The organism is Streptomyces sp. W16 (genome assembly GCF_033194735.1).
Lineage (GTDB): Bacteria > Actinomycetota > Actinomycetes > Streptomycetales > Streptomycetaceae > Streptomyces.
In genome coordinates, this window is the sequence record NZ_JAWOAI010000473.1 from 1 (window position 1) to 7,735 (window position 7,735).

General features: G+C 69.5%; 6 protein-coding genes and 1 pseudogene. 6 read left to right on the forward strand and 1 reads right to left on the reverse strand.

The features are described from left to right. A pseudogene (locus R6V09_RS54760) lies at nt 1–167 on the forward strand (Rv3654c family TadE-like protein); the annotation flags it as partial. Here the strand turns inward: R6V09_RS54760 and R6V09_RS40740 are convergent. Then, complete coding sequence (locus R6V09_RS40740; protein WP_317886531.1) at nt 115–2,643, reverse strand: DEAD/DEAH box helicase; 2,529 nt, start codon at nt 2,641–2,643, stop codon at nt 115–117. The pseudogene R6V09_RS54760 and the gene R6V09_RS40740 sit on opposite strands and share 53 nt — an antisense overlap. Before the next feature lie 80 nt (nt 2,644–2,723). Here R6V09_RS40740 and bldG point away from each other — a divergent pair, with 80 nt between their 5' ends. The 5 genes from bldG to R6V09_RS40765 form a co-directional block, all read left to right on the forward strand. Beyond that, nucleotides 2,724–3,065, forward strand: coding sequence for an anti-sigma factor antagonist BldG (gene bldG, locus R6V09_RS40745; protein ID WP_003975386.1), 342 nt, complete (start codon nt 2,724–2,726; stop codon nt 3,063–3,065). Between the two features lie 120 nt (nt 3,066–3,185). After that, on the forward strand, nt 3,186–3,623 hold the full coding sequence (locus tag R6V09_RS40750; RefSeq protein ID WP_317886532.1) for an ATP-binding protein: 438 nt from the start codon (nt 3,186–3,188) through the stop codon (nt 3,621–3,623). Between the two features lie 275 nt (nt 3,624–3,898). Next, nucleotides 3,899–6,304, forward strand: a complete 2,406-nt coding sequence (locus tag R6V09_RS40755) for a sodium-translocating pyrophosphatase (protein ID WP_317886533.1) — start codon at nt 3,899–3,901, stop codon at nt 6,302–6,304. A 219-nt stretch (nt 6,305–6,523) separates the two neighbouring features. Then, the gene (locus R6V09_RS40760) at nt 6,524–7,120 is read left to right on the forward strand and encodes a small secreted protein (protein WP_317886534.1); all 597 of its coding nucleotides are present in this window, start codon (nt 6,524–6,526) and stop codon (nt 7,118–7,120) included. Nucleotides 7,121–7,216: 96 nt separating this feature from the next. Then, nucleotides 7,217–7,735, forward strand: a 519-nt coding sequence (locus tag R6V09_RS40765; protein WP_442810238.1) for a DUF7059 domain-containing protein, incomplete at its 3' end; no start/stop codon positions are given.

A 7,735-nucleotide genomic window follows, 5' to 3' on the forward strand; every position in this document is an offset into this window, starting at 1 on the left:
CCCGGGCGGAGCGGGTGGCGCGGGCCCAGGGGACGCGGCTGGTGCGGTGCGCGGTCGTGGGGGAGACGTCGGACGTGACAGCGGCGGCGGGCCGGGGACCGTTCGTGGCGGAGGTCAGGGCACGGGCGGGACCTGCTGGACCGGTACCTCCACCGGTGCCTTCTCCGGTCCCCGCACCTCCGCCGGTTCCCGCACCTCCGGTGCCTCCCGCAGAAGCTCCGTGAGCAACCGCACCGCCCCCCGCTTGTGCAACGGCTCGTTGCCGTTGCCGCACTTGGGGGACTGGATGCAGGACGGGCAGCCGGCGTCGCACTCGCAGGAGGCGATGGCCTGGAGGGTGGCGGTGAGCCAGGCGCGGGCGGTGTGGAAGGCGCGCTCGGCGAAGCCCGCGCCGCCCGGGTGGCCGTCGTAGACGAAGACCGTCGGGAGCAGGGTGTCCGGATGCAGCGGGACCGAGACTCCGCCGATGTCCCAGCGGTCGCAGGTGGCGAAGAGGGGGAGCATGCCGATCGAGGCGTGTTCGGCGGCGTGCAGGGCGCCGCCGAGGATCTCGGGGTTGATGCGGGCGGCGTCCAACTGGTCCTCCGTGACCGTCCACCAGACCGCGCGGGTGCGGAGCGTACGAGGAGGGAGGTCGAGTTTCGACTCGCCGAGGACTTCACCGGTGATGACACGTCTGCGGAGGAAGGAGACGACCTGGTTGGTGACTTCGACCGAGCCGTAGCACAACCGGCCCTGGCCCCAGGGGAGTTCGATGTCCGTCTCCAGGACGGAGATCGCCGTGGTGTCGCGGGCGACCGTCGAGTACGGAGGGTTGGCCTCCTCGACGAGGGCCACCGAGTCCTCCAGGTCCAGGGCGCGCACCAGGTATGTGCGGCCCTGGTGGAGGTGGACGGCGCCCTCGTGGACGGTCGCGTGGGAGGCGGCCTCGTCGACGGTGCCCAGCAGGCGGCCCGTGCCGTTCTCGACGATCTGGACCGGCTTGCCGCCCCCGCCGCGGATGTCGGTGAGGTCGGCGGCCCGTTCCCGGCGCGTCCAGTGCCAGGCCTTCGCGCGGCGGCGGAGCAGCTTCGCGGCCTCCAGCTGCGGCAGCAGTTCCGCCGTGGCCGGGCCGAAGAGGTCCAAGTCCTCTTCGGTCAACGGCAGTTCCGCTGCCGCTGCGCACAAGTGGGGGGCCAGGACGTAGGGGTTGTCCGGGTCCAGGACCGTGGATTCCACCGGCTGGTCGAACAGGGCCTCCGGGTGGTGGACCAGGAAGGTGTCCAGGGGGTCGTCGCGGGCCACCAGGACGGCCAGGGCGCCCTGGCCGGAGCGTCCGGCGCGGCCCGCCTGTTGCCACAGGGAGGCGCGGGTGCCGGGGTAGCCGGCGATGAGGACGGCGTCCAGGCCGGAGACGTCGATGCCGAGTTCGAGGGCGGTGGTGGCGGCGAGGCCGAGCAACTCGCCGGAGTGGAGGGCGCGTTCGAGGGCGCGGCGCTCCTCGGGGAGGTAGCCGCCGCGGTAGGCGGCGACCCGCCGGGCAAGGGAGCGGTCGACCTCGGCGAGGCGTTCCTGGGCGATCAGCGCGATCAGCTCGGCGCCGCGCCGGGACCGTACGAAGGCCACCGAGCGCACGCCCTGGACGGCGAGGTCGGTCAGCAGGTCGGCGGTCTCGGCGGTGGCCGTACGGCGGACCGGGGCGCCCTTCTCGCCGTGGAGTTCGGTGAGCGGGGGCTCCCAGAGGGCGAACACCAACTCACCGCGGGGTGAGGCGTCGTCGGCGACCTCGACCACGGGGAGGCCGGTGAGGCGGCGGGCGGCGACCGAGGGCTCGGCGGCGGTCGCGGAGGCGAGCAGGAAGACGGGAGAGGAGCCGTAGCGGGCGCAGAGGCGGCGCAGGCGGCGCAGTACCTGGGCGACATGGGAGCCGAAGACGCCCCGGTAGGTGTGGCACTCGTCGATGACCACGTACTTCAGGGACTTCAGGAAGGAGGACCAGCGCGGGTGCGAGGGCAATATGCCCCGGTGGAGCATGTCGGGGTTGGTCAGGACGTAGTTGGCGTACTGGCGTACCCATTCGCGCTCTTCGAACGGAGTGTCGCCGTCGTACACGGCCGGGCGAACCGCATTGCCCAGAGGTTGTGAAAGTTCCTTCACGGAGCGGAGCTGGTCGGCCGCCAGGGCTTTTGTGGGGGCCAGGTAGAGGGCGGTGGTGCCGCGGCCGTTCGGCGCCTCGGAGCCGTCGAGGAGCGCGGAGAGGACCGGTACCAGATATGCCAGCGACTTGCCCGAGGCGGTGCCTGTGGCAACGATCACTGACTCGCCGTCCAGGGCGTGCTCGGCGGCCTGTGCCTGGTGGGCCCAGGGGTGTTCGATACCGGCTTCCTGGACGGTGGCGATCACCTCCGCGCGAATCCGGTCAGGCCAGACGGCATGGCGGCCCTCACGTGGGGGCAAGTGCTCCGTATGAGTGATGCGCGAAGCCCGGCTCGGTCCGGACGCGAGCCGGTCCAGAACCGTGCCCGGCGAGAGCCCGGACACGGGGTTCGCCGAGGGTCGATCGGATCGCTGATTCTTGGCCATCGGCACCGAGTGTGTCACTGGCGTGACGGACAATGGAGCCAAGGCGTCGTGCACGCCCTGCGGTAAGTGATTGAATGCCATCGCGGCTGGCGAACCGTCCTGGGGGCTCTGCCGAGGTGTCCCATGGGATGACCGCTCGATAGCAAGGTGCTGGAGGATCCGTGGACCTGTCCCTGTCGACCCGTACCGTCGGCGATCGTACGGTCGTCGAGGTCGGTGGAGAAATCGACGTATATACCGCGCCCAAGTTGCGCGAACAGCTGGTCGAGCTGGTGAACGACGGGAGTTTCCACCTCGTCGTGGACATGGAGGGAGTCGACTTCCTCGACTCCACCGGGCTCGGTGTGCTGGTCGGCGGCCTGAAGCGGGTGCGTGCCCACGAGGGCTCGCTGCGCCTGGTCTGCAACCAGGAGCGCATTCTGAAGATCTTCCGTATCACCGGCCTCACCAAGGTGTTCCCGATTCACACCTCGGTCGAGGAAGCGGTGGCGGCCACCGACTGACCCGACCGTTCCGGGGGCGGTGTGTGACCGCTCCCGGCCGGCAGTAGTAGACGAACCGGTGGTCCGGGCTTTCGGCGGCCCGGCCCATCGACAGCACGCCCGTAGTCCCGAGGGGGATGCATGGCCACCGTTGAACTCCGCTTCAGCGCGCTGCCCGAGCACGTCAGGACCGCCCGACTGGTGGCGGCAGCGGTGGCGCGCAGGGCCGGAGTGGACGAGGCCGTACTCGACGAGGTCAGACTCGCCGTCGGCGAGGCCTGCACCCGTGCCGTCGGGCTGCACCAGAGCAACGGGATCACCGCCCCGGTGAAGGTGCTGCTGATCGAGGAGGAGAAGCAGTTCTCCATCGAGGTCGGCGACGAGGCGCCACGCTCGGCTCCCGGCGACAAGGCGCCCGGGGCGCTGGGCGAGGATCCGGACGCGGAGACCGAGGAGGACGAGATGGGTCTCGCTGTCATCAGCGGGCTCGTCGACGACGTCGAGGTCACCGCCGGGGAGCACGGCGGATCGATCCGCATGACCTGGCCGACCACACCGCCGGCCACGACGCTCTCCTGAAAACACCGCACACCACAGCCGAAGGGCCCTGCTGAGCAGGGCCCTTCGGCATTTCCGGAAGAGTTCAACCACCGCGTACCGGCGGTGCGAAAGAATTCGTGAATCAATTCACGATCAATGCCCGATCACTGCCCCGATAATTTGATCAAGCGCCAATGCTTTTAAGGCATTACTATGCGAAGGCCAATTCCGTTTGCCGCGCACTGTTTTGATCAGGTTCCGGTACCTACAATCCGTCCACATCTTGAGCTCAGCACAGGCGTCAAGGAGGACGAATGGCGGGGCTTTCTACCCCTCAGCAGTTTGACCACCCCACAACCATCGCAGCCGCAGTCCTGACCCACGACAACCGCATCCTCGTGATGGTGATCGGCGTCGTGGCCCTGGCAGCGCTCGTGGTCGCCGGCATCCTGGTCCGCCAGGTGCTCGCGGCCGGCGAGGGCACCGACAGCATGAAGAAGATCGCGACGGCGATCCAGGAAGGCGCGAACGCCTATCTGGGACGGCAGTTGCGCACGGTCGGCGTATTCGCCGTGATCGTTTTCTTCCTGCTTCTGCTGCTGCCCGCGGACGACTGGAATCAGCGCGCCGGACGATCGATCTTCTTCCTGATCGGCGCGGTGTTCTCGGCGACCACCGGCTATATCGGCATGTGGCTCGCCGTACGCAGTAATGTCCGTGTCGCCGCGGCGGCCCGGGAAGCGACCCCGGCGGAGGGTGAGCCCGAAAAGGATCTCACCGCTGTCTCGCACAAAGCCATGAAGATCGCTTTCCGCACGGGCGGCGTCGTCGGCATGTTCACGGTGGGGCTCGGTCTGCTCGGCGCCTCCTGCGTGGTGCTGGTGTACGCGGCCGACGCGCCGAAGGTGCTGGAGGGATTCGGTCTCGGTGCCGCCCTCATCGCCATGTTCATGCGTGTCGGCGGCGGCATCTTCACCAAGGCTGCCGACGTCGGCGCCGACCTGGTCGGCAAGGTCGAGAAGGGCATCCCGGAGGACGACCCGCGCAATGCCGCGACCATCGCCGACAACGTGGGCGACAACGTCGGCGACTGCGCGGGCATGGCGGCCGACCTCTTCGAGTCGTACGCCGTGACGCTGGTCGCCGCGCTGATCCTCGGCAAGGCGGCCTTCGGCGACTCCGGGCTCGCCTTCCCGCTGCTCGTGCCGGCGATCGGTGTGCTCACCGCCATGATCGGCATCTTCGCGGTGGCGCCGCGCCGGACCGACCGCAGCGGCATGTCCGCGATCAACCGGGGCTTCTTCATCTCCGCGGTGATCTCGCTCGTACTGGTGGCGGTCGCGGTCTTCGTCTACCTGCCGTCGAAGTACGCCGACCTCGACGGCGTCACCGAGGCGGCGATCAAGGCCAAGGACGGCGATCCGCGGATCCTCGCGCTCGTCGCCGTGGCCATCGGCATCGTGCTCGCCGCCCTGATCCAGCAACTGACCGGCTACTTCACGGAGACCAACCGCCGTCCCGTGATGGACATCGGCAAGACCTCGCTCACCGGCCCGGCCACTGTCATCCTCGCGGGCATCTCCCTCGGCCTCGAATCGGCCGTGTACACCGCCCTGTTGATCGGTCTCGCCGTCTACGGGGCGTTCCTGCTCGGCGGCGCGTCGATCATGCTGGCGCTGTTCGCGGTGGCGCTGGCCGGCACCGGCCTGCTCACCACGGTCGGTGTGATCGTCGCCATGGACACCTTCGGGCCGGTCTCCGACAACGCGCAGGGCATCGCGGAGATGTCCGGCGACGTCGAGGGCGCGGGCGCGCAGGTGCTCACCAACCTGGACGCGGTGGGCAACACCACCAAGGCCATCACGAAGGGCATCGCCATCGCCACCGCCGTCCTGGCGGCGTCGGCGCTCTTCGGGTCGTACCGGGACGCCATCACGACCGGCGCACAGGACGTCGGCGAGAAACTGTCCGGGCCGGGCGCGCCGCTGAACCTGATGATGGACATCTCCCAGCCCAACAACCTGGTGGGGCTCATCGTCGGCGCCGCGGTCGTCTTCCTCTTCTCCGGGCTGGCGATCAACGCGGTCTCCCGGTCCGCCGGAGCCGTGGTCTACGAGGTGCGGCGGCAGTTCCGCGAGCACCCCGGGATCATGGACTACACCGAGACACCGGAGTACGGCCGCGTCGTCGACATCTGCACCAAGGACGCGCTGCGGGAGCTGGCCACGCCCGGTCTGCTCGCCGTGCTCACCCCGATCGCGGTCGGGTTCACGCTCGGCGTCGGCGCGCTCGGCTCGTTCCTCGCGGGCGCGATCGGCACCGGCACGCTGATGGCGGTCTTCCTCGCGAACTCGGGCGGCGCCTGGGACAACGCCAAGAAACTCGTCGAGGACGGCAACCACGGCGGCAAGGGCAGCGAGGCCCACGCCGCCACGGTGATCGGCGACACGGTCGGCGACCCGTTCAAGGACACCGCCGGACCGGCCATCAACCCGCTGCTGAAGGTGATGAACCTCGTCGCGCTGCTCATCGCGCCCGCGGTCATCAAGTTCAGCTACGGCGACGACAAGAACATCGGGGTGCGGATCGCGATCTCGGTGCTCGCGTTCCTCGTGATCGCCGCCTCGGTGTACATCTCCAAGCGGCGCGGGATCGCCGTGGGGGACGACGCCGACGCCGAGCGGGTGGCCAAGAAGGCGGATCCCGCGGTGGTTTCGTAGGCGGTCCTACGGGGCCCGGTTCAGGGGGTCTTGCGAGGTCCTGTTCAACAGGCGGGCGGGCGGCGCGAGTTGTGGGCGCCGCCCGCCCGTTCTGTGTGTGTTCAGTCCCTCGCCGTGAGCCTTCTCTCGCTTGGTGCAAATGGTCCCAAAAGCTCTCCTATTGGTCCTCGGGCCCGGGGGCATGGCCTGTGCGGCGTGTATGTTCCGGGGCCGAGAGCCATGGAAGGGACCAATCCGGTGAACAAGAAGCTCGCGGCCGCACTGTCCGGCGGTGCGGTACTGGTACTGGCGCTGTCGGGATGCGGTGGCAGTGGCGACGACAGCGACGCCAAGCTGGACTCCTGGGCCAAGCAGGTCTGCCTCGCGGTGCAGCCGCAGGCGAAGAAGATCGCGGCCGCCAACACGGCGATCCAGAAGGAGACCTCGGACAACAGCACCCCGGCGCAGGTCCAGAAGACCGACTCGCAGGCCTTCCAGGACATGTCCGACGCCTACAAGGCGATCGGGGCCGCTGTGAACAGCGCCGGGGCACCGGACGTCGACAACGGCGCGAAGAAGCAGCAGGACGCCGTCACGGAGCTCAACGGCATCTCCACGTCGTACGCCGCCCTGAAGAAGCAGGTCGACGGGCTCGACATCAAGGACCAGGCGAAGTTCGCGGACGGCCTCAAGGGCATCGCGACCTCGCTGGACAAGCTCAGCACGAGCGGGAACGACGCCCTGAAGACCCTCGAAGAGGGCGATGTCGGCAAGGCGATGACCAAGCAGGAGGCCTGCAAGTCGGCGTCCGCGTCGGCCTCGTCCGGGACCGCCTGATTGTTTCAGTGACTGAAAGATGCCCCGGTACGCGTGCGTGCCGGGGCCTTCGCATGCGCGGGCACGTTGTCGGTCGGAGCGGCCACAATGGGGGGTGTGAGTAACTCCACCCTGCCCACCCTGCCCGCATCCGACCGCCCGGAGGTCGCAGCCCGGCTCCGGGACGCCCTGCTCGGCGCCTCCTTCACCGCCGACGGACTGCTCGATCTGCTCGGCGCCCCCGCGTACGCGGCGCTGGCCCGCAGCGAGACCGTGCCGGCCCTCCGCGCGACCCGGGGCGACACCCCGCTGGAGATCCTGGTCCGCCTGTTCCTGCTCCAGCAGCCCGTACCGCACGCACGCGTGCAGGACGTCCTTCCCGTCGCCGCGTGCGTGGAGAGCGGCTGGCTGGCGTCCGTGGGCGGCGACGAGGTGGCCGCGACCGTGGACGTACGGCCGTACGGCGGGCCTGGAGGAGAGGACTGGTTCATCGTGTCCGACCTGGGCTGCGCGGTCGGCGGGGCCGGCGGCATCGGCAGCCGGGAGGAAGGCGTCGTCCTCGGGGTCGGCGGCGCGTCCACGACCCTCGCGGGCATCACCGTACGGACGCCGGTGGCCGCCGCGCTCGACCTCGGC